Origin of the sequence: Nocardia sp. NPDC127606 (genome assembly GCF_042671725.1) — a bacterium.
In the GTDB taxonomy this organism is placed as follows: Bacteria; Actinomycetota; Actinomycetes; order Mycobacteriales; family Mycobacteriaceae; genus Nocardia.
This window is the reverse complement of record NZ_JBHXWQ010000003.1, coordinates 543,633-565,671: the sequence shown is the minus strand read 5'-3', so window position 1 is coordinate 565,671 and position 22,039 is coordinate 543,633. Positions and strand designations below refer to the sequence as shown.

The 22,039-nt window shown below is 68.9% G+C and carries 20 protein-coding genes; 3 read left to right on the top strand and 17 right to left on the bottom strand.

Annotation, left to right across the window (positions count from 1 at the left end; translation table 11 throughout):
* Positions 1 to 11 precede the first annotated feature (11 nt).
* Together ACFVJ5_RS18185 and ACFVJ5_RS18180 are read right to left on the bottom strand one after the other, a co-directional pair.
* A complete protein-coding gene (locus tag ACFVJ5_RS18185; protein ID WP_379221432.1) occupies positions 12 to 1,106 on the bottom strand; it encodes an amidohydrolase family protein in 1,095 nt (364 codons plus the stop codon).
* Between the two features lie 122 nt (positions 1,107 to 1,228).
* Positions 1,229 to 2,047, bottom strand: coding sequence for a nuclear transport factor 2 family protein (locus ACFVJ5_RS18180; protein ID WP_379221430.1), 819 nt, complete (start codon positions 2,045 to 2,047; stop codon positions 1,229 to 1,231).
* Positions 2,048 to 2,151: 104 nt separating this feature from the next.
* On the opposite strand from ACFVJ5_RS18180, the gene ACFVJ5_RS18175 reads away from it, so the two are divergent.
* On the top strand, positions 2,152 to 2,943 hold the full coding sequence (locus ACFVJ5_RS18175; protein WP_379221428.1) for a 3-oxo-5-alpha-steroid 4-dehydrogenase: 792 nt from the start codon (positions 2,152 to 2,154) through the stop codon (positions 2,941 to 2,943).
* Positions 2,944 to 3,112: 169 nt separating this feature from the next.
* On the opposite strand, the gene ffh is transcribed toward ACFVJ5_RS18175, so the two are convergent.
* The 6 genes from ffh to ftsY form a co-directional block, all read right to left on the bottom strand.
* Entirely contained in the window at positions 3,113 to 4,678 is a 1,566-nt protein-coding gene (gene ffh / locus ACFVJ5_RS18170; RefSeq protein WP_379221426.1) for a signal recognition particle protein, read from the bottom strand.
* A gap of 80 nt (positions 4,679 to 4,758) precedes the next feature.
* Positions 4,759 to 5,073, bottom strand: a complete 315-nt coding sequence (locus tag ACFVJ5_RS18165) for a hypothetical protein (protein WP_245914691.1) — start codon at positions 5,071 to 5,073, stop codon at positions 4,759 to 4,761.
* Positions 5,074 to 5,205: 132 nt separating this feature from the next.
* Positions 5,206 to 7,650, bottom strand: coding sequence for a [protein-PII] uridylyltransferase (locus ACFVJ5_RS18160; RefSeq protein ID WP_379221424.1), 2,445 nt, complete (start codon positions 7,648 to 7,650; stop codon positions 5,206 to 5,208).
* Between the two features lie 91 nt (positions 7,651 to 7,741).
* The gene (locus ACFVJ5_RS18155) at positions 7,742 to 8,080 is read right to left on the bottom strand and encodes a P-II family nitrogen regulator (RefSeq protein WP_067449485.1); all 339 of its coding nucleotides are present in this window, start codon (positions 8,078 to 8,080) and stop codon (positions 7,742 to 7,744) included.
* A 5-nt stretch (positions 8,081 to 8,085) separates the two neighbouring features.
* Entirely contained in the window at positions 8,086 to 9,432 is a 1,347-nt protein-coding gene (locus ACFVJ5_RS18150; RefSeq protein WP_062986933.1) for an ammonium transporter, read from the bottom strand.
* Between the two features lie 314 nt (positions 9,433 to 9,746).
* On the bottom strand, positions 9,747 to 11,267 hold the full coding sequence (gene ftsY, locus ACFVJ5_RS18145; protein WP_379221422.1) for a signal recognition particle-docking protein FtsY: 1,521 nt from the start codon (positions 11,265 to 11,267) through the stop codon (positions 9,747 to 9,749).
* A 154-nt stretch (positions 11,268 to 11,421) separates the two neighbouring features.
* On the opposite strand from ftsY, the gene ACFVJ5_RS18140 reads away from it, so the two are divergent.
* Positions 11,422 to 11,811 (top strand): DUF2237 family protein, encoded by a 390-nt coding sequence (locus tag ACFVJ5_RS18140; protein WP_120041702.1) that lies wholly within the window; start codon positions 11,422 to 11,424, stop codon positions 11,809 to 11,811.
* On the opposite strand, the gene ACFVJ5_RS18135 is transcribed toward ACFVJ5_RS18140, so the two are convergent.
* On the bottom strand, positions 11,795 to 12,568 hold the full coding sequence (locus ACFVJ5_RS18135) for a TetR/AcrR family transcriptional regulator (protein ID WP_379221420.1): 774 nt from the start codon (positions 12,566 to 12,568) through the stop codon (positions 11,795 to 11,797). The genes ACFVJ5_RS18140 and ACFVJ5_RS18135 overlap by 17 nt on opposite strands.
* A gap of 123 nt (positions 12,569 to 12,691) precedes the next feature.
* On the opposite strand from ACFVJ5_RS18135, the gene ACFVJ5_RS18130 reads away from it, so the two are divergent.
* On the top strand, positions 12,692 to 13,612 hold the full coding sequence (locus ACFVJ5_RS18130; RefSeq protein WP_379221418.1) for an NmrA family NAD(P)-binding protein: 921 nt from the start codon (positions 12,692 to 12,694) through the stop codon (positions 13,610 to 13,612).
* A gap of 36 nt (positions 13,613 to 13,648) precedes the next feature.
* Here the strand turns inward: ACFVJ5_RS18130 and smc are convergent, their stop codons facing one another.
* The 8 genes from smc to ACFVJ5_RS18090 all read right to left on the bottom strand — a co-directional run bounded on the left by smc (position 13,649) and on the right by ACFVJ5_RS18090 (position 21,956).
* Positions 13,649 to 17,275 (bottom strand): chromosome segregation protein SMC, encoded by a 3,627-nt coding sequence (gene smc, locus ACFVJ5_RS18125; protein ID WP_379221416.1) that lies wholly within the window; start codon positions 17,273 to 17,275, stop codon positions 13,649 to 13,651.
* Between the two features lie 155 nt (positions 17,276 to 17,430).
* Entirely contained in the window at positions 17,431 to 17,907 is a 477-nt protein-coding gene (locus ACFVJ5_RS18120) for a DUF1707 domain-containing protein (protein WP_379221414.1), read from the bottom strand.
* An 87-nt stretch (positions 17,908 to 17,994) separates the two neighbouring features.
* Complete coding sequence (locus tag ACFVJ5_RS18115) at positions 17,995 to 18,450, bottom strand: DUF350 domain-containing protein (protein WP_379221412.1); 456 nt, start codon at positions 18,448 to 18,450, stop codon at positions 17,995 to 17,997.
* Positions 18,451 to 18,485: 35 nt separating this feature from the next.
* Entirely contained in the window at positions 18,486 to 19,649 is a 1,164-nt protein-coding gene (locus tag ACFVJ5_RS18110) for a glutathionylspermidine synthase family protein (RefSeq protein WP_379221410.1), read from the bottom strand.
* Entirely contained in the window at positions 19,650 to 20,387 is a 738-nt protein-coding gene (locus ACFVJ5_RS18105) for a hypothetical protein (protein WP_379221408.1), read from the bottom strand.
* 31 nt (positions 20,388 to 20,418) lie between these two features.
* Positions 20,419 to 20,754, bottom strand: coding sequence for an acylphosphatase (locus tag ACFVJ5_RS18100; RefSeq protein ID WP_379221406.1), 336 nt, complete (start codon positions 20,752 to 20,754; stop codon positions 20,419 to 20,421).
* Entirely contained in the window at positions 20,751 to 21,194 is a 444-nt protein-coding gene (locus tag ACFVJ5_RS18095) for an OsmC family protein (RefSeq protein WP_056811880.1), read from the bottom strand. The genes ACFVJ5_RS18100 and ACFVJ5_RS18095 overlap by 4 nt, the downstream gene beginning before the upstream one ends.
* A 90-nt stretch (positions 21,195 to 21,284) precedes the next feature.
* Complete coding sequence (locus tag ACFVJ5_RS18090; protein WP_379221904.1) at positions 21,285 to 21,956, bottom strand: response regulator; 672 nt, start codon at positions 21,954 to 21,956, stop codon at positions 21,285 to 21,287.
* Positions 21,957 to 22,039: the final 83 nt, after the last annotated feature.

The window sequence follows — 22,039 nt, the reverse complement described above, 5'->3', positions numbered from 1 at the left end:
GCAACGTCGATTCAGCGGTGTCCGGTGACCGGATCGGGGGTCTTCACGACCAGGCCACGCAGCACGACCCATTGTGGGTCGGTGAGCGACTGCGGGTGCACGCGGGGGTCGTGCGCGTAGACGACGAAGTCGGCCGGAGCGCCCTCTTCGATACCGGGGCGGCCGAGCCAGGTGCGCGCGTTCCAGGAGGCGGCGCCGAGGGCGTCGTGGGGCGACAGGCCCGCGCCGGTCAGGGCGGTGATCTCGTCGGCGATGCGGCCGTGGCGGATGGAGCCGCCCGCGTCGGTGCCCGCGTAGATCGGGACGCCCGCCTCGTGGGCTTTGCCGACGGTGTCGCGGACGCGGCGGTGCAGGTCGCGCATGTGGGCGGCGTAGACCGGGAACTTCGTGGCGCTGTCGGCGATGCCGGGGAAGGTGTCGATATTGATCAGGGTGGGGACCAGGGCGGTGCCGTTGGCCACCATCAGCTCGATGGTGTCGTCGGTGATGCCCGTGCCGTGTTCGAGGCAGTCGATGCCCGCGTTGATCAGGCCCGGCAGCGCGTCCTCACCGAATACGTGGGCGGTGACCCTTGCCCCGTTCGCGTGGGCGGCGTCGATGGCCTGCTTCAGGATGTCGTCACTCCACAGCGGGCGCAGGTCACCGACGGAGCGGTCGATCCAGTCCCCCACGATCTTCACCCAGCCGTCACCGAAGCGGGCCTGCTCGGCGACGATCTCGGGCAGGTCGCGCTCGTCGTCGAGTTCGATGCCGAGTTCGCGGATGTAGCGCTTGGGGCGGGCGATGTGGCGGCCCGCGCGGATGATCCGCGGCAGCTCGGTGTGCTCGTCGATGAAGCGGGTGTCGATCGGCGAGCCCGCGTCGCGCAGGAGCAGCGCCCCCGCGTCGCGTTCGATCTCGGCCTGCTCGATCGCGCCGTCGTGGGTCTCGTCCCCGCCGCCGTAGCGGATGCCGACATGGCAGTGCGCGTCGACCAGACCGGGCACGATCCAGCCTGTGCTGCACAGGGTTTCGTTGTCACGGACGGGTTCGAACGTGACAGTCCCGTCGACGACCCAGAGGTCACGCTCCCGGTCGTCGGGGAGAACCACACCACGCAGATGCACACGAACCTCCAGTCGTCGGCCTGGGACCGAACCTACCTCGCACGATCGGCCCACGCACCCGCCCCCGCGGGGCCGACCACCGCGGCAGCACCAGGCCGACTCGGCACCCGTCGGGCGAACCGTCAGTCGCCCGACGGATCGCCGTCGAGGAAAACCCGCACCGCGGTGATCCGCGGCCGGTCCGGGGCGAAGTCGACGAAGGCCACACCGCGCGACGCACCGACCCGCACGCTCACACTGACGGTGCGCCCGGCGGCGATCATCTTGTCCCACGCCATGTCTCGCGCGCGCTCGGCGAAGTCCGCGACCGAGACCGGATGCCCGGCGGGCAGCTCGACCACCGTCCGCTCATCGAGCAGCGCTCGCACGCCACCCCCGTCGCCGGACGCGACAGCGGCGAAGAGCCGGCGGACGATGCGCTTGCCGGACCCGCCGACGCCGCGCAGCGCCCGCATCATGCCCATCGCACCGCCCATGCCGAGCTCGCCCACGAGTTGCGGCCCGAGCTTCGCTCCCGCGAGCAGTCCGGACGGGCCGGTGCGCAGCAGTCGCGCGATCATCACCCCCAGCTCCCAGTGCGCGGCGAGCCGGGCGATCCGCCAGCCGCCGTCGGTGTCGACCAGGTCGTAGCGCAGATGCATCGGCACGGTGACGGTGGCGCCCGTCGACATCGTGGTCTCGATGTGCAGGTCACGCACCACCGTGTAGCCGGCGACGATGTCGCGGTCGACGCGGAAGGCGATGGCGTTCGGCGCGATGAAGACGTTGTAGAAGCGCGAGATCGCGTCCGGGCCGATGTGCTCGCGCGAGCCGTACGGGTCGTGCACCGCGGCTCGCTCGGCGAACAGCCCGACCCACGCGGTCTTGTCGTGCGCGGCCACCGCGCGCGGTGACGCGCGCACCGCCGCCAGCAGGTCCTCGGCGGTCCGATCCAACGACATGTAGGTCCTCCATAGTCACGCTTCCCCTGCGCGATCCATGATAGAACGTGTTCTAGTTTTGCGTCGGCGATCGTGCGCGGCGCCTGTTGGACAAGAGGATCTCGATGGACTGGTACACCGGGAACACCACCTACGACACCGTGCTGGCCATCGCCTTCGCCTTCGCCGCGTTCGTGATCGTCGGCGGACTGTTCGCGCAGAGCCCCTACGGCCGCTTCGCGTCGAACAAGGTCGGCTTCAATCTCAACCCCAAGCTGGGCTGGTGGCTGATGGAGCTGCCCGCGACCGTCGTGTTCGCGGTGTTCTATCTCAGCGGCCCCGATCGTTTCGAGCCGGTGCCGCTGGTGCTGGCCGCCATCTGGTTGCTGCACTACGGCAATCGCGGCTGGTTCTTCCCGCTCTCCATCCGGCAGGTGCCGGGTAAGACGAGCAGTTTCAACGTCTCGGTGGTCGCGGCGGGCGTGTTCGTGACGGCCCTGCACGGCTATCTCAACGGCGCGTTCTTCAGCAACGACTACAAGAACCAGTACGGCACCGCCTGGCTCGCCGATCCGCGCTTCCTGATCGGCCTGGTCGTGTACCTGTGCGGATTCGGGCTGCTGGTGCGATCCGAGGCGATCGTGCGCAATCTGCGGGACAAGAACAACCCCGGTGCCGCCGAATACCGCGTCCCGCACGGCGCGGGCTTCCGCTTCGTCAGCAGCCCGGCCTACCTGGGCGAGCTGATCGCCTGGGCCGGTTTCGCCCTGCTCACCTGGTCGCTGGCCGGTGTCGCGATCTTCTTGATCACCGCGGGAAACCTGGTGCCGCGCGCCTTCGCCACCCACCGGTGGTACCGGGAGAAGTTCGCCGACTACCCAGCGAACCGGAAAGCGTTGATCCCCGGCGTGATCTGACACACCGACCACCACCCGCGACCCTTGGGGAGCGGCGGCCACGAAGTGGCCGGTCCGCGGCCGGGTCGCCGGTCAGGCGCCGTTGCGTAGGCGACGAAGGAGCAAGCAACGGTGCCTGACCGGCGGCCCCTCAGGGCCGCGGACACGCGCGCGCCAGCGCGCCGAAAGCTCAGTTCTTGGGGAACTTCAGCTGGGACAGATCGATCCCGTCCAGGCCGGGCGGCAGCTGATCGAGGCCGGGCGGCATGTTCGACAGATCCATGCCCGGCGGCAGGCCCGGCATCCCGGCGGGCATTCCGGGGAACCCGCCGCGCACCTTCGGCGGAGTGGGCCCACGTCCGCCCTTCTTGCCCTTCTTGCCGCCCTTTTTGTTGTTGCCGCGGCGAGCGCCCGGCATGCCCATCTGCCTGCCCATCATCGCCATCATCTTCTTGGCTTCGAAGAACCGGTCGACGAGCTGGTTGACCTCGGACACCTGCACACCGGAACCATTGGCGATGCGCAGGCGGCGCGAGGCGTTGATGATCTTCGGGTTGTCCCGCTCGGCGCGGGTCATGCCGCGGATGATCGCCTGCACCCGGTCGAGCTGCTTGTCGTCGACCGCGGCCAGCGCGTCCTTCATCTGGCCCGCGCCGGGCAGCATGCCGAGCAGGTTGCCGATCGGGCCCATCTTGCGGATGGCCAGCATCTGATCGAGGAAGTCCTCGAGGGTGAGCTCGCCGCTGCCGATCTTGCGCGCGGTCTCCTCGGCCTGCTGGGCGTCGTAGACCTGTTCGGCCTGCTCGATGAGGGTGAGCACATCACCCATGCCGAGGATGCGCGAGGCCATCCGGTCGGGATGGAAGACGTCGAAGTCCTCGAGCTTCTCACCGGTGGAGGCGAACATGATCGGCGCGCCGGTGACGTTGCGCACCGACAGCGCCGCACCACCGCGGGCGTCACCGTCGAGCTTGGTGAGCACGACACCGGTGAACCCGACGCCGTCGCGGAAGGCCTCGGCGGTGCTGACCGCGTCCTGACCGATCATGGCGTCGAGCACGAACAACGTCTCGTCGGGCTGCACGGCATCGCGGATGCCGGCGGCCTGGCGCATCAGCTCGGCGTCGATACCGAGGCGACCGGCGGTATCGACGATGACCACGTCGTACTGCTTGGCCTTGGCCTCTTCGATACCGGCCGCGGCGACGGCGACCGGGTCGGCCGCGGTGATGCCGAGCGGGTTCTCGCCGCCACCGATGGAGGTGCCGCCGTGCGGGGCGAACACGGGCACACCCGCGCGCTCACCGACGACCTGCAGCTGGGTGACCGCGCCGGGACGCTGGAGATCACAGGCCACCAGCAGCGGCTGGTGGCCCTGACCCTTGAGCCATTTGGCCAGCTTGCCCGCGAGTGTGGTCTTACCCGCACCCTGCAGACCGGCCAGCATGATGACCGTCGGCGGGTTCTTGGCGAGGTTGAGGCGACGGGTCTCGCCACCGAGGATCGCGACGAGTTCCTCGTTGACGATCTTGACGACCTGCTGCGCGGGATTGAGCGCGCCGGAGACCTCCGCGCCCTTGGCGCGTTCCTTGACGTTGGTGATGAAACCGCGCACCACGGGCAGCGCGACGTCGGCCTCGAGGAGTGCGAGGCGGATCTCACGCGCGGTGGCGTCGATGTCGGCCGGTGACAGACGCCCCTTACCGCGCAGATCCTGCAGTGCACCGGTAAGCCGGTCGGACAGGGATTCGAACACCGATCGCGCTCCTGATCTGAAAGGGTCTCAGGTCGTCTGACCGAAGCCGGACGTCTCTTGCCCACCCAGGGTAATGGAGGTTATTCGGTATGTTGCACGTGCGGTGGCGCCGTGCGGCGCAACTCGTGGGATTCGATGTCCACCAGGTACACCGCTTCTCTGCCGGTGAGGCCGAGTTCCCGGGACAGCGCCTCGATCCGAAGCCATTCGGAATCGGCACTGTCGGCGTGGTGGGCGGCGGTCGAGGCGATGGTCATCGCGGCCAACGCCTGCGCACCACTGAGGGTGCGACCCGGCAACCACGAAACCACCCACAGGTCACCACCGACGCAACGCGCGATGTGCGCGGTCGCGTCGCTGGTCATCATTGACGCGGAAACGACTTCGATAGCCACGGATCAGCTCCCCTCGTACGAGTGACAGCCGGACCAGGGGAATGTTATAGGTCCCATATCGACTTATCGGGCCGCGAGGACGCTGTGTAGCAACCTGATAGCAATCAGTGAGTAAACCGTGTCCTTGCGGTATCAGTCGGCCTCGGTTGTTTCGGTCGGCGGCGGGGCGGGAGCGGGCCGCGGAACCACGTCGAGGACGGCCTTTTCGATGCGGTCGCGCAGGGCCGGGCTGTCGGTGTCGCCCAGATCGAGGCAGAAGGCGTCGACCACGGCCGAGCCCATCGTGACCACCTTGGCCCATCGGACACTGGCTCCCGTCGCGGCGAACGCACCGGCCAGCCTGCTCAGCAAACCGATCCGGTCGTCGGCGCGCAGCTCGAGGATCACCTGTCCGGGAGTGCTGATCGGTGACCAGATCACGCGGGGCGCGGCGCGCGCGTACCGGCCGGGCCCGGTCCCGACAGCGTCGGTTTCGCGTTTGGCCAGCACCGCGGGCAGGTCGAGCGCGCCGGTGGTGGCCCGGATGAGTTCCTGACGCAGCAGGCCCGCGTCCGGCGGATCGCCGAATTTCGGCATCACCACGAAGGTGTTGATCGCCGAGTCCCCCGCGCTGCCCAGCGAGGCCGAGAGCACCCGCAACGCGTGCAGCGCCAGGACACCGGCGGCATCGGAGAGCAGGCCGGGCTCGTCGGGGGCGATCACCGTCACCACGAAGGTGTGCTTGCCGTCGCCGGGCGCGAGGGTGACGTGCACGCCGCCGGCCGTGGCCTTGTCCAGGAGCTCCGGGTCGATCGGTTCCGGTTGCGGCAGCGGCTCGCCCGCCATGACGAGCCGGCAGCGGCGCACCAGTTCACCGATCAGCGAGGCCTTCCAGTCGCCCCAGACGCCGGGGCCGGTGGCCATCGAGTCGGCCTCTGCCAGCGCGTGCAGCAGTTCGAGCAGGCCGACGTCACCACCGAGCGCGTCGGCGACGTGCTGCACGGTCGCCGGATCGTCGAGGTCGCGCCGGGTCGCGGTGTCGGGCAGGAGCAGGTGGTGGCGCACGATCGCGCTGAGGGTGCGCACATCCGAAGGCCACATGCCGAGCCTGCGGCCGATATGGGTGGCCAGTTCGGCGCCGACGATGCTGTGGTCGCCCTGCCGCCCCTTGCCGATGTCGTGCAGCAGCGCGCCGAGCGCGAGCAGGTCGGGCCGGGCGACCCTGGTGCTCAGGCTGCTCGCGAAGGCGACCGTCTCCATCAGGTGCCGATCGACGGTCCAGGTGTGCATCGCATCGCGCGGCGGCAGATCGCGGACCGCGCCCCATTCGGGAAAGAGTCTGCCCCACAATCCGGTTCGATCGAGCGCCTCGACCGCGTCGATGCTGCCGCGGCCCGCGCCGAGCAACACGAGCAGATCGTTGAGCGCGTCCTTGGGCCACGGTTCGCGCAGTTCGGGCGCGTCCTCGGACAACCGGTTGAGCGTGGTCGCCGACATCGGCAGCCCGGTCTGCGCCGACGCCGCCGCGACGCGCAGGATCAGCCCGGGATCACGCTGCGGGCGGGCATCTCTGGCCAGCACGACCTCGCCGGAGTGCTCGACCACCCCCTCATCGAGTGGTCGGCGCACCGGCATCCGGCGCAGTCTGGCCAGGCCGCGCCGCGGTAACGCGTTGGCGGCCGTGCGCAGACCGACGTCGCACGAATAGCTCACCGTACGCGCCGAATCGGTCAATGTCCGGGCGAGATCGAAGCGGTCGCCGATGCGCAGCGCGGCGCCGATCTCGTCGGCGTCCTGGGCGCGCAGTTGATCGCGGGCCCGGCCCGCGACGCGGTGCAGTTCGGTGCGCACGTCGAGGAGCCTGCGGTGTGCCTGTTTCAGCCCGCCGCCGGGGACCTCGGGGCCCAATCCCGGCATGGCGTCGGTCAATTGGGCGATCGCGAGCGCGTCGAGCAGCTGGATGTCGCGCAGCCCGCCGCGACCGTTCTTGAGATCGGGTTCGGCGCGGTGGGCGATCTCGCCGCTGCGCTGCCAGCGTGCGGTGGTCTGGGCGATCAGATCGTCGAAGCGGGACCGGATGCCGGTGCGCCATTCCCGGCGCACGCCGCCGATGAGCAGATTGCTGAGGTCTTGGTCGCCGACGATGTGGCGCCCCTCCAGCAGGCCGAGTGCGGCGATCATGTCGTCGGCGGCCACCCGCAGCGCCTGGGGCACGGTGCGCACGCTGTGGTCGAGCTTGATGTGGGCGTCCCACAGCGGATACCAGAGTTGATCGGCGACCTCCGAGACCACCTTGGGGTCGACGTCGTCGTGCAGCAGCACGAGGTCGAGATCGGAGTAGGGCAGCATCTCGCGGCGTCCGAGTCCACCCACCGCCACGACCGAGAGGCCGCTGTCGGCGGTGATGCCGAGTTCGTTGCCCTTGCTGGTGAGCCACAGTTCGAACAGGTCGACCAAGGCCTCGCGCAGCGATTCCGGATCGAGCCGCGGATTGCGGGTGCCCGCTCCGTCGAGCAGTTGCGCCCTGGCCTTGACCAGATCCGCCGCTCCGTTGTTCTGAATACCACCGTTCCGCTGTGCCACAGCCCACACCACCATTTCATGCGGGCGGCCCCGCCCCGACCGGATAAGTCTCACCGGTGGGAGCGGGGCCGCCGCTCGATCGATTTATCGTGCGTGCCCTACCGAACTACAGTGCGTCGCTTCCGCGTTCGCCGGTACGGACGCGGATGATGGTGTCCACCGGGGTCACCCACACCTTGCCGTCACCGATCTTGCCGGTGCGCGAGGCTTCGACGATCACCTCGACGACCTTCTCGACCGACGCATCGTCGACGACGACCTCGACTCGGACCTTGGGCACGAAGTCCACCGAATACTCGGCACCGCGGTAAACCTCGGTGTGGCCCTTCTGCCGGCCGTATCCCTGGACTTCGCTGACGGTCATGCCGAGCACGCCTGCCTGTTCCAGCCCGGACTTCACATCTTCGAGCGTGAACGGTTTGACGATTGCCGTAACCAGTTTCATGTTCGTCATGCCTCCTTGACGAGCGTGCGTGCCGTGCCACCCACAGCAGCGAAATCGTATGCGGTTTCCGCGTGCTCGGCTTCGTCGAGGCCCGCAGCCTCGGACTCTTCACTGGCGCGCAGGCCGATCGTGAACTTGATCGCGTACGCGATGATGGCCGTGGCGACCAGCGAGTAGGCGAGAACGGCGAAGGCACCGACAGCCTGCAGCTTCAACTGCTCGACTCCACCACCGTAGAACAGTCCATCGACACCTGCGGGAGCTTCGCTGGTAGCGACGAGTCCGACGATCAGCGTGCCGACCAGACCACCGACGAGGTGGACGCCGACGACGTCGAGCGAGTCGTCGAAGCCGAATCGGAACTTCAGGCCGACGGCCAGGGCGCACAGCGCACCGGAGACGACACCGACAGCCAGGGCGCCGACCACGTTGACCGAGGAACAGGCCGGGGTGATCGCGACCAGACCGGCGACGATGCCCGAGGCAGCGCCGAGCGAGGTCGGGTGACCGTCGCGGATCTTCTCCACGAGCAACCAGGCCATCATGGCGGCGGCGGTGGCGATCGTGGTGGTGAGGAAGGTGGCACCCGCGACACCGTTGGCGCTCAGCGCCGAACCCGCGTTGAAGCCGTACCAGCCGAACCACAGCAGACCGGCGCCGAGCATCACGAACGGCAGGTTGTGCGGGCGGAACGGCGTCTTCGGCCAGCCCTTGCGCTTGCCGAGGATCAGGCAGAGCACCAGACCGGCGGCACCGGCGTTGATGTGGACCGCGGTACCACCGGCGAAGTCGATCGCCTTGAGGTTGTTGGCGATCCAGCCGCCGTTCTCACCGGTGTAGCCGCTGAAGGCGAACACCCAGTGCGCGACGGGGAAGTAGACGACCGTGGCCCAGATTCCGGCAAATACGAGCCACGACCCGAACTTCAAGCGGTCGGCGACCGCGCCCGAGATGAGTGCGACCGTGATGATCGCGAACATGAGTTGGAAGGCGACGAACACCGAGAGCGGGATCGTGCCGAACAGCGGGATGGCGGCCGGGGCCGCGGGGTCGGTAGTCGCTAGATAGTCGCCGCCCAGGACGCCCTTGAGGCCGAAGTACTGGAGCGGGTCACCGACCAGCTTGCCCTTGTCCTCGCCGAACGCCATCGAGAAGCCGTATAGACACCACAGGATGGTGATCAGGCCCATCGCGGAGACGCTCATCATGATCATGTTCAGCACGTTCTTGCCACGGACCATACCGCCGTAGAAGAACGCCAGACCCGGCGTCATCAACAGCACGAGGGCCGCTGACGCCAGCATCCAGGCGGTGTCACCGGCGTCCGGTGCGCCGATCAGTGGAAATGCCACCTTGTGTTCCTCCTCATCTCGGGCCCTGCCGATGACGGCAAAAGGACCTGTACAGAAGGGTCGCCACTCGGTGTTTCATCCGTTGAGCTGTGGTGTTTCACCTGAGTGAACGGATAGCGCTGTTGTGTTGCATCCACGTTTCGCATGATTGGCATGAGCCTGTCAGCTCACGGTGAGGTTGGTACGGATGTGCGATTCGCCGCGAGTTCGCGCGGCGATTCGCCACCCCACCGTCCCCCGGAAACAGTGATGTCAGGCCCGGAAAACAGCGATGCCCGCCCGATCGCTGGATCGGACGGGCATCGACGGGACCGTTACGCGGTGCCCCCGAGCAGCGCGTCGACGAACGCGCCAGGCTCGAACGGCGCCAGGTCGTCGGCGCCCTCGCCGAGGCCGACGAGTTTCACCGGCACACCGAGTTCGTGCTGCACCTGGAACACGATGCCGCCCTTGGCGGTGCCGTCGAGCTTGGTGAGGACCACGCCGGTGATGTCGACGACGTCGGCGAACACCCGCGCCTGCATCAGGCCGTTCTGGCCGACGGTCGCGTCGAGGACCAACAGCACCTCGTCGACCTCACCCTTCTTCTCCACGACCCGCTTCACCTTGCCCAGTTCGTCCATCAGGCCGGTCTTGGTGTGCAGGCGTCCCGCGGTGTCCACCAGAACCGCGTCGACTCCCCGGTCGATACCCGCGGTGACCGCGTCGAAGGCGACGGCGGCGGGGTCGGCGGCCTCTTTACCGCGCACGGTCTCGGCGCCCACCCGTTCGCCCCAGGTCTGCAGCTGATCGGCGGCGGCGGCGCGAAAGGTGTCGGCGGCGCCGAGCAGCACCCGGCGGCCGTCGGCGACGAGCACGCGGGCCAGTTTGCCGGTGGTGGTGGTCTTCCCGGTGCCGTTGACGCCGACGACGAGCAGGATCGCGGGCTTGTCGCCGTGCGGGAGGGCGTGGATGGAACGGTCGAGCTCGGGACGCAGCGCCTCGATGAGCACGTCACGCAGCGCGGCGCGCGCCTGTTCGGGAGTGCGCACGCTGCGCGAGGCCATCTCCTCGCGCAGCCGTTCGACGATCTTGGCGGTGCTCGCGGTGCCGATATCGGCCAGCACCAGGGTGTCTTCGATCTCCTCCCAGGAGTCCTCGTCGAGGTCGCCGCCGCCGAGCAGGCCGAGCAGGCTCTTGCCGACCGCGTTCTGGGAGCGGGCCAGGCGACCGCGCAGGCGGACGAGGCGGCCGGTGGTGGGGTCGATCTCGTCGATCGCCGTGGTGGTGGCGTCGACTCCGGCCGGGGCGGTCTCGGCCGGGGCCGGTGCGGGCTCGGTGGTCGGTGCGGCGGGCGCCTCGGTCGACGCCGCGTCCGCGGGCTCGACTTCGGTGACGGCCGGGTCGGACGGCGCGGTCTTCGCGGGGGCCGTGTCCGCGGGCGCGGAATCGGTGTCCGGCTCGGCCGGTGCGACCGTGTCGAGTGCGGACGCGTCGTCGGGGACGACCACGGTCTCGTCGACGGCGACATCGCCCTCGGGCAGCGGAACGTCGGTGATCGCGCGGCGCGGGGCGTCACGCGGGATCGCGGCGTCGTCGCCGACATGCGGTTGGCCGTCTGTATCGGTGCGTTCAGGGACGGGTTCGGGCTTCGGCACGGTCGCCGTCGAGCCGCCCTGGCTGAAGCTGAATCCACCGGACGCGGTGTAACCACCGGAGCGGTCCGTCAACTCCTTGTCCGGCTCGGGCGGGGCCAGCGAAATCTGGCGTCGCTTGTACAGGACGAAACCCGCGACGAGCGCCACCAACAGGACGGCGGCGATCGCGGCGATCAGGATCCACGCTTGCGAACTCACCCGGCGAGTCTATTCGGGCGGGGAGTTGCCGCACGTCGGCGGCGTCTGCGCGGCGGGTCGGCGGCCTGATCGCGGGCCTGTCGCCGTATGGCGGAAACACTACAGATTCGTTGTCCTGCGGAACTTCTGGCGCTTGCCCCATAGGATCGGCGGAGTGACCGATCGAAACGTGCTTGGGGGGCCGCTGGAAGAGTGCGGCACCGATCCTCTCACGGGCTTCTACCGGGACGGCTGCTGCAGCACCGGTCCGGAGGATCTCGGCAGCCACACCGTGTGCACCGTCGTGACGGCGGAATTCCTGGAGCATCAGGCCTCCATCGGCAACGACCTCAGCACCCCTCGCCCAGAGAACAATTTCCCCGGACTGCAACCGGGCGACCGCTGGTGTGTGGTGGCGGTCCGCTGGTTGCACGCCCACGAGGACGGCGTGGCCGCACCCGTGGTGCTGGCGGCGACCCATGAGAACGCGCTGGAGGTCATCTCCGTGGACATCCTGCGCAAATACGCCGTAGACGTCCCCGACGACGTCAGCGACCTGCTGTAAGGGGTCGCGACCCGTTGCGGAGGCGGTGGGCCTTCTGGCGGCAGGCCGGGGAGCAGTAGCGGGCCGGCCTGCCGGTGGCCGGTCGCCGGACAGGCGCGCCACAGACGGCGCAGGGCGCCGAGGTTTCGTTACCTTCCGCTGTTTCGTTACGGTCGACTGCCGGGTGTTCCGTTACGGGTGACGGATGGGTGCGCAGGGCGTCGAGGATGAGCGCGACGGCCGGTGCGAGTGGGTCCTGCGCGCGTCGATGTCGTTGGATCGCAACGCATCCGGTGAAGATGTCCAGCACGTCGGCGACGACCACGTCGCGCCGGACCGCGCCCTGACGTTGAGCCGAGGCAAGCAGTGCGCCCAGCGCGCGGTGGAAGCGGTTGCCCGCCCCGCGCAGCAGGGCACGGGGCCAGCCGTCGTCGGATTGCACCAGGTCGCACAGGTCCTTGTTGCCGGGCCTTGTCACGATGACGTGGGTGCACACGGCGAAAAAGGCCGTGCCCGGGTCCGGATCGGCGAGATGGTCGGCGGCCAGCGCGGCCAACCGGTCGACGCGCTCCTGCATAACCGCTTCCAGCAGATCGGTTTTCGTGGGGAAGTGCCGGTGGACGGTGCCCGCGCCGACACCGGCGCGGCGGGCCACCTCGGCCAGTGAGACGGTGGCGCCGCGTTCGGCGAGCGCACGCTGAGCGGCAGCCAGGATCAGCGCGCGATTGCGGCGCGCGTCGGATCGGATCGCCGGTTCCACGCCGTGCTCGACCGTCATTTCGTTACGCCTTCCCTGCACCGGACCTGGCCAACCGGGTGCGACCGCCCGTACCGTCCGGAATACGGGTCGACCGACCCGATTGTAGGCACACGATCGATCACGAAACGGAGCTCCTCCGCAATGACGTCAGCACTTCCCGTTCTGATCACCGGCGCGACGGGCAAGCAGGGCGGCGCGACCGCCCACAGATTGCTCACCGAAGGCCACCCGGTTCGCGCGCTGGTGCGCGACCCCGACTCCCCCGCCGCCCGCGCACTGGCCGACGCCGGTGCCGAACTGACGGTCGGCGACTTCGACGACGCGGCGTCCCTGCGGGTGGCGGTGACCGGAACCCGAGCCGTATTTCTCGTTCCCCCAGCCGATTACCGCGTCGAGGGTTGGGGCGAGGACACCGAGGCCCGCCGCGGTGTCGCCATGATCGACGCGGCCCGCGCCGCCGGTGCCGAACAGATCGTGTTCACCGGCGTCGCGACGATGGGCGACGCGAAATCATGGGGTCAGCAGGGCAAACGACAGATCGAAGAGGCCCTCGCCACGTCCGGTCTGCGCTACACGGTGTTGCGCCCTGTGCGGTTCATGGAGAACTACCTCCTGCACGGCTCCCCTGTCGACGGTATCCGCGACGGCGGCGAACACCCGCACCTGTTCCCCGCCGATCGCCCGCTCCAGATGATCGCCGTCGATGACATCGCCGCCTTCGCTGCCCTGGCCTTCGCCGACCCCGAAGGCTGGCATGCCCGCATCCTCGAGCTCGCGGGCGATGCCATCACGCCCGTCGACGCGGCCGCTATCATCGGCGCCGCCATCGGTCGCCCCGTCCACTACCGCGAGGTCACCGAGGAGGAAGCCGACGCGATCGGCCCCCAACTCGGCAACACCTGGCGCCTGATCCGCGACACCGGCGGCTGGCACGCCGACATCCCCGCGTTGCGCGCCCTGCACCCAGAGCTGACCTCCCTGCGGGATTGGCTCGCCCGCGGCGCCACAGCGCGGATCATCGACCGGATCGACTCCGAGGTTCCGGCGACCCGGTTCGGCTGAGAATCCGTCCTGCCGCGCGAGCGCCGACCCGACCTCTCAGGCCGAGGCCGAGACCGGGTCGGGGTCGGTGACCTCGGCTCGGTTCAGCCGCTGGGAGATGACCTGGGTGATGCCGTCGCCGCGCATGCTCACGCCGTAGAGTGCGTCGGCGATCTCCATGGTGGGCTTCTGGTGGGTGATGACGATCAGCTGGCTCTTCTCACGCAGCTGTTCGAACAGGCCGATGAGGCGGCGCAGGTTGGTATCGTCCAGGGCCGCCTCGACCTCGTCCATCACATAGAACGGGGAGGGGCGAGCGCGGAAGATGGCGACCAGCAACGCGACCGCGGTGAGCGACTTCTCGCCACCGGAGAGCAGCGAGAGGCGCTTGACCTTCTTGCCCGGCGGGCGCGCCTCGACCTCGATGCCCGTGGTGAGCATGTCCGACGGGTCGGTGAGCACCAGCCTGCCCTCGCCGCCGGGGAACAGTTTCCCGAAGACGCCGACGAATTCGCGTTCCACATCGGCATAGGCCTCGGTGAACACCTGAAGGATGCGGGCATCGACTTCGGCGACCACGTCGAGAAGGTCCTTACGCGCGTTCTTCACGTCCTCGAGCTGGGTGGCGAGGAAGGTGTAGCGCTCCTCCAAGGCCGCGAACTCTTCCAGCGCAAGGGGATTCACCTTGCCGAGGGTGGTGAGGTCCTTCTCGGCGCGTTTGGCGCGGCGCTCCTGGGTCGGCCGGTCATAGGGCATCGGCTGCGGTGCGCTGACCTGCTCGCCGCGCTCCTTGGCCTCCTCGTACTCGTGCATCTCGAGCGCCGAGGGCGGCAGCGGCACCTCGGGCCCGTACTCGGCGACGAGGTCGGCGAGCGCGATACCGAATTGTTCGGAGATCGTCGTCTCCAGCTGTTCGATGCGCAGTGCCGCTTGGGCTTTGGCGACTTCGTCGCGGTGCACAGCGTCGGTGAGCTGGGCCAGCTGGGTGTTCAGCGCGCGTGCGCGTTCCTTCACCTGTTCCAGCGCGGCCGCGCATTCGCCACGGCGACGGACCAATTCGTCACGCCGTGCCGCGGCGGCGGCCACGACCTGCTCGAGTTCGTTCTTGATCTCGGTACCCGATTCGGCGACGGCCGCAGCGACAGCGGCAGCCTGGCGCCGAGCGGCCTGCGCGCGTTCGGCGCGAGCCCTGGCCTCCCGCTCCCCACGGGCCGCCCTGCGCAGCGAATCCGCTTTGCCGCGAACAGATTCCGCGCGCTCCTCCGAGGTGCGCACCGACAGTCGGGCCTCGACCTCCATGGTCCGGGCCTCGGCGAGCGCGGCGGCGGCTTCCTCGCGGGCATAGCCCGCGGTCTCGGTGCTCGCGGCGCCGTAACTGTCGTCGCTGCCGTCGTGTTCGATCTCGGCATGCCGCAGCCGGTCCTCGAGTTCGGCGAGCGAGGCGAGCGACTTCTCCCGCGCCGCTTCGGCTTCCGCGCGCTGGGTGGCCAGCCGCTCCCCCTCGGTCTGCGCCGCGCGGGCGTTCTGCCCCACCCGGGCGAGCCGGTCGTAGATCGCCAGCAGCGCCTGATCGGATTCGTGCAGCGCCATCAGCGCGTGGCCGGCGGCGTCCTTGCGGTCGGTCTGTTCGGCCAGCGCGCCGGCCAGCGCCGCCTCCAGCTCCTCGGCCCGCCGTTGCGCCGCCTCCAGTTCCGCGGTGGCGGTGTCGATATCGGCCTGGACCTCGAGCTGGCTCGGCATCCGTTCCGAACCGCCGACGATCCAGCCGGCACCGGCCAGATCGCCGTCACGGGTGACCACCCGCAGTTCCGGGCGCAGCGAAACCAGCTCGGTGGCGGTGGCCAGATCATCGACGACCACGACGCCCGCGGTGAGCGCGGCCAGGGCGGGTCGCACCTGGTCGTCGCCGTCGAGTACCTCGGCGAGCCACTGCGCACCGGCGGGCAGATCACCCTGCGCACTCGCGATCGTGCCCTCGGTAGCAAAGACGAATGCCACCCGACCACCGTCACCGCTGCGCAATTCCCGCACCGCCGAGTCGGCGGTGGTCGCGGTATCGGCGGTGATGGCATCGGCGAGCGGACCGAGCAGTGCGGCCACCGCGGCCTCGAACCCGGACTGCACGCGCAACAGGCCCGACAGCCGTCCGCCGAGCCCGCTCACGCCGTGCTCGAGCAGCCAGGCCGCGCCGTCCTTGCGGGCCAGGTTCATGCCGAGCGCTTCGATGCGGGCCCCGAGCCGGGCGACCAGCTTGCTCGCCTCCCGGTCGAGTTCCCGCAGTTCCCGCACGCGCTCGTCGGCCAGTTCCTGGGCGGCGACGGCGTGTTCGTGCTGGGCGTCCAGGCCCTTCTCGCCGGCGTCGAGTTCACCGAGTTCGTCCTGCACCGAGTCGTATTCGACCTGCGCGGTCTCACCACGGTGCCGGGCGTCGGCGATGGCCACGGACAGGCGCGCGATCTCGGCGTCCACGGACTGGGCCCGGGTGCGCAACGTGTCGACCTGACCCGACAGCCGGGCCAGCCCTTCGCGGCGGTCGGCGATCGCGCGCACAGCGGCCAGGTGCGCCTGCTCGGCGGCCTTGGCGGCCTGTTCACGCTCGGCGAGGGCCTCGCGGGCGGCTTCGAGGGTCTCGGTGGCCATCTCGACCGCGTACCGCAGTTCGGCCTCTTCGGCTTCGATCCGGTCGGCCTCGGCTTCGAGCTGGTCCGGGTCGCGTCCGGTGCCCACCGGCGCCTCGGTGTGCAGGTGCCGGGCCCGGTCGCTGGCGATGCGGATGGTGGCGTTGACCCGTTCGGCCAGCGCCGAGAGCTGGAACCAGGTCTGCGCGGCGGCCTCGGCGCTGGGGCTCAGCCGCGACAGCTGGAACTCCTGCTGGGCCAGTGCGGCGTTGGCGGCGTCGAGTTCGGTCTGCACGTTGATCTGCTGTTCGCGGGCGTAGGCCTCTTTGCTGAGCTGGGATTCGAGCTCGCCACGGCGGGTGACCAGGTCGTCGGCGGCCAGTCGCAGCCGGGCGTCACGCAGGTCGGCCTGCACGGTCTGCGCGCGGCGGGCGACCTCGGCCTGACGGCTCAGCGGCTTGAGCTGGCGGCGCAGTTCGGTGGTGAGGTCGGTGAGCCGGGCGAGGTTGGCCTGCATCGCGTCGAGCTTGCGGACCGCCTTCTCCTTGCGCCTGCGGTGCTTGAGCACGCCCGCGGCCTCTTCGACGAACGCGCGCCGATCCTCCGGCCGCGATTCCAGGATCGCCGACAGCCTGCCCTGACCCACGATGACGTGCATCTCGCGCCCGATACCGGAGTCCGACAGCAGTTCCTGCACATCCATCAACCGGCAGCTGCTGCCGTTGATCTCGTACTCGCCCGCGCCGTCGCGGAACATGCGCCGGGTGATCGACACCTCGGCGTAGTCGATGGGCAGCGCGCCGTCGGAGTTGTCGATGGTCAACGTCACCTCGGCACGACCCAGCGGTGCCCGGCCCACGGTCCCGGCGAAGATGACGTCCTGCATCTTCCCGCCCCGCAACGCTTTGGCACCCTGCTCGCCCATCACCCAGGAGAGCGCGTCCACGACATTGGATTTGCCGGACCCGTTCGGCCCGACGACGCAGGTGATGCCCGGTTCGAAGCGCAAAGTGGTCGCAGACGCGAAGGACTTGAAACCCTTCAACGTCAAGCTCTTCAGATGCAAGAGAACTCGTCCGCCTCTCCGCGACTCAGGCCAGACCTAGGTGCGTGCAGGCATCGCACGCGGCCAGCGGTGATGGGGGTGACTCGGGCAGCCGGTTCCCGACGAGTTACCCATGTGCTCGCGAAAGCCTAGCGGACGTAGCGGCAGGTTTGCGGTCAGTGCGGGTTGATGTGCTTCATCTGCTTCTGCAGCTGACGGATATGGGTTGCGGTACCAGGGCTCGCTTCCCAGCCGGTGATCACGCGGAAGACCAGGACCGCGCCCCACGGGCCGATCACCCACATCGGCCAGAAGTAGGTGAGCTCGCCCGCGGTGAGCGAGATCAGACCCCAGATGACCAGCACGATCACGCTGACGCCGAGCCAGCTGCCCGCCTCGATGCGCTGCCAGATCGGAAAGCGCGTCCCGGGCTTGCGTTCGACCGGTGCGGCCGCTTGCTGCTGTTTCGTCAGCTCGGGCAGGTCGGACAGGACGACGGCGAGTTCGTCACGCGTGGTGGTCGCGTAGACCTTGGCCACGCGCAGATCGTATTCGCCCAGGTCGAGCCTGCCGTCGGCCAGATGCGTGCCCAGCTGGGCGACGATCGCGTTGCGTTCGGCGTCGGACGCGCGCGTACCCGGGGTGATATCCATGCCGACGTCCTCTCGGTCACATCCACGGTGGAGTGCTGGTTTCCAGCGTCCACCCTCCACAGTGCGATGTCAACCGCTCACACTCGCTCAGAGGATGGCGAAGGCCACCACGAGACCCAGCGCGAAGTGCGCGGCGGCGACGACGAGGACCTCGGGGGTGTAGGTCTCGGCGTGCAGGGTGCGGCCGATGTCGATGCCGGTGACCTTCTCGATCACCCGCACCGAGATCACCTGCGCGATGATGCCGACCAGGCCGTACACGATCGCCGCGATCAGCCCTTCCGACAGCTTGCCGCTGCCGCCGGTGGCCAGCACCGCGAACACGACGATGAACGCCATGCTGATCATTCCGGCCGCCGAGACGATGAGCGCGTTCGGCTTGCCCGCGACCACCAGGTCGCGCAGCTTGCCCGGCGTGGTCAGGTCGATGGCGAAGAAGCCGATGAGCATCAGCGCGAGGCCGATCAGGCAGTACAGGATGATGGCGCCGACGCCTTCACCGAGCGCACTCCAATAACCCGATTCCAGGGCGAGGGCGGTCATCGTGGTCCTTTCGAACAATGTTGTGAGGTCAGGTGTCAGTCGACGATGCGGTGCGGCACGAACGCGGCACCGTCATCGGTGATCAGGCCGGCGGTCTCCCGGATGCCGAGCCCCGCCGCGGTGTCACCCACGACCCAGGCGCCGAGCACCGGCCGCATTCCGTCGAATTCCGGTAGCGGGTCGAGCAATTGGTAGACGAAACCCTCGGCGCCGTAGACGCCGCCGGTCGCGGTTTCCATGCCGGGGCCGACGATGGTCATGTTCGCGCCCTCGCGGCCGAGCTTGGGTTTGCGAATGTATTCGGTGAGCTCGTGCGGGTCGTCGAGGTAGGCGGGCAGCAGATTGGGATGACCGGGATACATCTCCCACAGGATCGCCAGGATCGCCTTGTTGCTCAGCAACGTGGTCCACAGCGGCTCGACCCACGCGGTCGCGGGCAGGCTGCCGACCACGCGCTTGCCGAAGTCGTCGTCGAGGATCCACTCCCACGGATACAGCTTGAAGATCGCCTCGATCGGCGCCTCGGCCAGATCGACGAACCGGTTCAGCTCGGTGTCGAAACCGACTTCCTCGATCGGCAGCGCGACGGTGTCGAAACCGGCTTCGGCCGCCGTCTCCTGCATGTAGGCGGTGGTGACGTTGTCCTCGCCGGTCGCGTCGGCGCCCGACCAGGTGAAGTGCAGTTCGGTGCCGGGCAGCACGCCGCGCAGTTCGGTCCAGCGCTCCACCAGCTTCTCGTGCAGCGAATTCCATTGGTCGCCACCGGGATGCACCTGCTGGAGCCAGTGCCACTGGATGATCGCGGCCTCGAGCAACGAGGTCGGAGTGTCGGCGTTGTATTCGAGCAGCTTGGCCGGGCGGCGCGCGTCATAGCGCAGATCGAAGCGACCGTACACGTAAGGGTCACTGCGACGCCATGATTCAGCGATCGGGGCCCACGTCCATTCCGGCAGACCGAAATCGGCGAAACGTTCGGTGAGTACCACGTGTTCGACCGCGTGCAGGCACATCGACTGGAGCAGTTCCACATCGGCTTCCAGCGCGAGGATCTCGTCCATCGAGAACTCGTAGTGCACCGACTCGTCCCAGTACGGCCGTGGCTGACCGCTGGCATCGCGCCCCGGCGCACCGTAGACGAGGCCCTGCTTTTCGACGATCTGCTGCCAGTCCCGGCGTGGCGTGCTCTTGGTACGCCGCATCTACGACCCACTCCCGCCGGTCGACTTGCTGCCGAGTCCGCCGCGCTGCACCGTGGTGCCGCTCTTGGTCGTGATCTGGGCATTACGGGGTTTCACCGAGGTGCCGCCCGTCGGTGGCTTGCCGATCGTCGGTGTGCCGCCGTAGTGGTAGCGGTACTGCGGCCATCCCAGAATCAGCAGTCCGGCGCCACCGGAGCCCTCGCTGCGGAAATTGGACTTGCCGTCGCCGCACTTGTCGTCGGGGACAACGACTTCCTGCCCGTTCTGGTCGATCTGCACGCACGAGGCCGTCACCTGGTCGGGTGCGGTGATCGCCCGGTAGGCGAGGTAGCCGCCGCCGACGAGCGCGGCGACGCCCACGATGGCGACACCGCCGATCATCACGCGTTTGCGGTTGCGCCGCTTCTCCTCCGCCGCCGCGGCCGCCGCGCGCTCGGCCTCTTCGGCTTGCCTGCGGGCCTTGTCCCTGGCGCGCGCCTCGCCGACGGTCGGCGGACGCGGCTGGGTGACGCCGGGTTCCTGCCGCGCCATCCGGCCGGGTCGCGACTGGCCGACGGGATGCCCGCCGGCGCCGAAAGCGGGCGGCGTCGACCCTGCGTCGGGTTCGGACGGTGTCGAACTCCCCTCCGGTGCGGACCATCCCGCGCCGGGATCGGGTGGCGTCCACGGGGACCTGCCCGGCTCGCCGTTCGAGGGTTGTTCCGGTCGATCGGGCGGTCCGGGGTTCTGTGTGCTCACCGCTGCCGCCCCCTAGCCCCCGAAGTCACCACTAGCGCTCCTCGAATCCGGTCATGTCGCCCCGCGCGGGCTCCCAGCTTTCCACAACCAGGTCTACCCGCCCAGGAGCACGCCCGGACAGACCATGTGTCGCGTGCCCGATGGCTCGAGAGCTATCGGGCGCTTCGCCGGACCGTAGCAGTTCCAGCAATTTCTCGCCCGCCGTTCGTGACCCTTCGGCGACAACGTGGACGCGACCGTCGCGGTGGTTGCGCGCGTAGCCGACGAGGCCGAGTTCCAGTGCGCGCGACCGCGTCCACCATCGGAAACCCACGCCCTGCACGTAGCCGTGCACCCACGCGCTCAGCCGAACCGGCTCCTCGCTCATGCGTCGATGTTGAAGGTCAACGTCACCTTCGTGCCCGCTTTGAGCGTGCGGCCCACGGTGCACACCTTGTCGACAGCACGCTGCACGGTGACCAGTAGTCGTTCGCGAGCGGCCTCGTCGAGTTCGGACAGATCCAGTTCGAGGACCTCGTCGAGCTGCGGGTAGAGCTCGTTCTCCCGGTCGGCATCGCCGGAGACGCGGATGGTGGCGTCGAACTCGTCGCCGAGGCGACGTGACAACGGCAGGTCCGAACTGAGCCCGGTGCACCCGGCCAGCGCGATCTTGAGCAGCTCACCGGGCGTGAAGGCGCCGGGGACACCCTGGGAGGCGATCAAGACCTCCGCGCCACGGTTACTGCGCCCGGTGTAGGCACGGGTTCCGGTGCGCTCGACCCACAGTTCGGTGGGGGCGTTGGTCACGGGTGCGGTCTGCTCAGCCATGCCTAGATCCTGCCATTCGCTCGAGGACGATCCACGCCTGGGAACGTCACCGCCACTCCCGGCATTCCGGGCACGTGACCGGGCGCACGCTCATTCCTGGAAGCGGTAACCCATCCCCGCCTCGGTGAGCAGATGGCGCGGGTTGGCCGGATCGTCCTCGAGTTTGCGCCGCAACTGCGCGAGGTAGACGCGCAGGTAGTGGGTCTCGGTCGCATAGGCGGGCCCCCACACCTCACGCAGTAATTCCTTGCGCCCCACCAGCTTTCCGCGATTGCGCACCAGCATCTCGAGCATGCCCCACTCGGTGGGCGTCAGGTGCACCGGCACACCCTGCTTGGTGACCTTCTTGGCGACGAGGTCGACGGTGAACGAGTCGGTGACCACCACCGGATCGACGGCGTCGGTCGCGCTGGCCCCGCGCCGAACCGCGGCCCGCAGCCGAGCCAGCAGTTCGTCCATCCCGAACGGTTTGGTGACATAGTCGTCGGCGCCCGCGTCGAGCGCCTCGACCTTGTCGGCCGAATCCGTCCGCGCCGAGAGCACGATCACCGGCGCGGAGGTCCACCCGCGCAACCCGGCCAGCACTTCGATCCCGTCCAGATCCGGCAGGCCCAGATCGAGAATGACGACGTCGGGATGCTTCTCGGCAGCGGCGCGCAGGGCGGCGGCCCCGTTGCCCGCGGTGATCACCTCGTACCCGCGCACCGACAGGTTGATCCGCAGAGCACGCACGATCTGCGGCTCGTCATCGACCACCAGCACCTTGACTGTCCCGCCTCCCCGCGTCTTCGAGCCGGACTCACGCGCGTCGTCACGCAGCGTCGGCGGCCGACTGTCCTGCGCGT

What these genes read in the sequence shown, in the direction of transcription:
- ACFVJ5_RS18180 (WP_379221430.1), bottom strand. Translation starts at nt 2,047, where the DNA reads ATGTCGTTGGATCGGACCGCCGAGGACCTGCTGGCGGCGGTGCGCGCG.
- ACFVJ5_RS18175 (WP_379221428.1), top strand. Translation starts at nt 2,152, where the DNA reads ATGGACTGGTACACCGGGAACACCACCTACGACACCGTGCTGGCCATC.
- ACFVJ5_RS18160 (WP_379221424.1), bottom strand. Translation starts at nt 7,650, where the DNA reads ATGGTGGTGTGGGCTGTGGCACAGCGGAACGGTGGTATTCAGAACAAC.
- ACFVJ5_RS18155 (WP_067449485.1), bottom strand. Translation starts at nt 8,080, where the DNA reads ATGAAACTGGTTACGGCAATCGTCAAACCGTTCACGCTCGAAGATGTG.
- ACFVJ5_RS18135 (WP_379221420.1), bottom strand. Translation starts at nt 12,568, where the DNA reads ATGACGGTCGAGCACGGCGTGGAACCGGCGATCCGATCCGACGCGCGC.
- ACFVJ5_RS18130 (WP_379221418.1), top strand. Translation starts at nt 12,692, where the DNA reads ATGACGTCAGCACTTCCCGTTCTGATCACCGGCGCGACGGGCAAGCAG.
- ACFVJ5_RS18120 (WP_379221414.1), bottom strand. Translation starts at nt 17,907, where the DNA reads ATGGATATCACCCCGGGTACGCGCGCGTCCGACGCCGAACGCAACGCG.
- ACFVJ5_RS18115 (WP_379221412.1), bottom strand. Translation starts at nt 18,450, where the DNA reads ATGACCGCCCTCGCCCTGGAATCGGGTTATTGGAGTGCGCTCGGTGAA.
- ACFVJ5_RS18110 (WP_379221410.1), bottom strand. Translation starts at nt 19,649, where the DNA reads ATGCGGCGTACCAAGAGCACGCCACGCCGGGACTGGCAGCAGATCGTC.
- ACFVJ5_RS18100 (WP_379221406.1), bottom strand. Translation starts at nt 20,754, where the DNA reads ATGAGCGAGGAGCCGGTTCGGCTGAGCGCGTGGGTGCACGGCTACGTG.
- ACFVJ5_RS18095 (WP_056811880.1), bottom strand. Translation starts at nt 21,194, where the DNA reads ATGGCTGAGCAGACCGCACCCGTGACCAACGCCCCCACCGAACTGTGG.